Genomic DNA, 1,703 nt, shown 5'->3' on the forward strand with positions numbered 1-1,703 from the left:
CACGCGCACATCATGCCTTACGATTACATGGCAGACGCAGTGGATCAAAAGTTTGGTTTAGCAAAAGTGTACACATTGGTTCAACAATTACGTGCAAAACACAACAATACATTACTTGTTGATAATGGAGACATTATCCAAGGAAGTATCTTAGGCTACATTGAAGCAGTCGTAGACCGTAAAGATAAAAACTCAATCATCGAAGCAATGAACATGATGGGTTATGATGCTGGAACAATTGGGAACCATGAGTACAACTTTGGTTTACCACTCCTCGATAGTTTAGTAGAAGCATCTAACTTCCCATGGTTGAGTGCGAACACGTACAACGTAAGTGATGATAAGCATCGTTACGAGCCGTATGTGATCCTAGACAGAATGGTTGATGGCAAGCCAATTAAGATTGGTGTGATTGGGTTTGTCCCACCGCAAGTTATGATTTGGGACAAAATGCATTTAAATGGCAATATCTATGTAAATGAAATCGTTGATTCAGCGAAAAAATATGTTCCTGAAATGAAAGCAAAAGGCGCAGATGTAATCGTTGTTACTGCACACTCAGGATTTGACTTATCTGAGAATGCAAGTGAAAATGCATCATACCAACTAAGCCAAATTGAAGGAATTAACGCACTAGTTACAGGACACCAACACTATGTGTTCCCAAGCTCGAGATACGCAACTACACCAGGCGCTGATCTTGTAAAAGGAACTCTAAATGGCGTACCAACAGTGATGCCGGGTGCATGGGGAGATCATTTAGGGGTTATTACGTTAAACCTTCAAAATGACAATGGTACATGGACAGTGGTTGATGGCGGAGCGAAAGCAATGCCAACAGTAAGCTATGGTGCTGACCCAGCTATGGTTGCGTTAGTAAAAGATCGTCATGAACAAACAATTGAGTATGTAAACAACCCAGTTGGTAAAACAGCTACACCGTTAAACACGTACTTCTCACGTGTCGCACCAAATAAAGTTGTTCAATTAATTAACGATGCTCAGCTAGAGTTTGGTAAGAAACATTTTGCGGGGACAGAATATGAAAACCTTCCACTTCTTTCTGCGGCAGCACCATTTAAAGCAGGAAGACATGGAGCATCCTATTTTACAAATGTGAAAAGTGGAATTGCGATTAAAGATATCGCGGATATTTACATCTACAACAACACATTACAAATTGTAAAAGTAGATGGAAAAGACTTATTGAAATGGTTAGAAGGAAATGCGAATAACTTTAACCAAATCGATCCGAATAAAACGGAAGATCAAACATTACTAGATTACAACTTCCGTGGCTTTAACTTTGATACAATAGCAGGAATCGAGTATCAAATTGATGTAACAAAACCAAAAGGACAACGTATCGTTAATGTCACGTACGAAGGCAAACCAGTGACAGCGGATATGGAATTCTTAGTTGTAGCAAATAACTACCGTGCTTCAGGTGGCGGAGATCACCTTCTAGGTGCGCCAAGTGTAGAGATCGTATACTCTGGAACAGAAGAAAACCGTGAAGTCATCATTGACTATGTAAGCTCACGTGATGTTATCAATGTAGAGTTAGTAAACAACTGGTCAATCGTTCCGGTAGAAACAAAAGGAAATGTAGTCTTCAGAAGCTCTCCGAAAGGAAAAGAGTATATTGAAGCAAATAACTTAACGTTCGTATCGTATCTTGGTGAAGGTGCAGATGGTTGGGC

The 1,703-nt window shown here is 40.0% G+C and carries 1 protein-coding gene; it reads left to right on the forward strand.

Features of this window, described 5'->3' with window-relative positions:
- Positions 1-1,703: bifunctional 2',3'-cyclic-nucleotide 2'-phosphodiesterase/3'-nucleotidase (locus DS745_RS04310; protein WP_129077049.1), on the forward strand; the 1,703-nt coding region annotated here is incomplete at both ends.

Origin of the sequence: Anaerobacillus alkaliphilus (genome assembly GCF_004116265.1) — a bacterium.
Lineage (GTDB): Bacteria > Bacillota > Bacilli > Bacillales > Anaerobacillaceae > Anaerobacillus > Anaerobacillus alkaliphilus.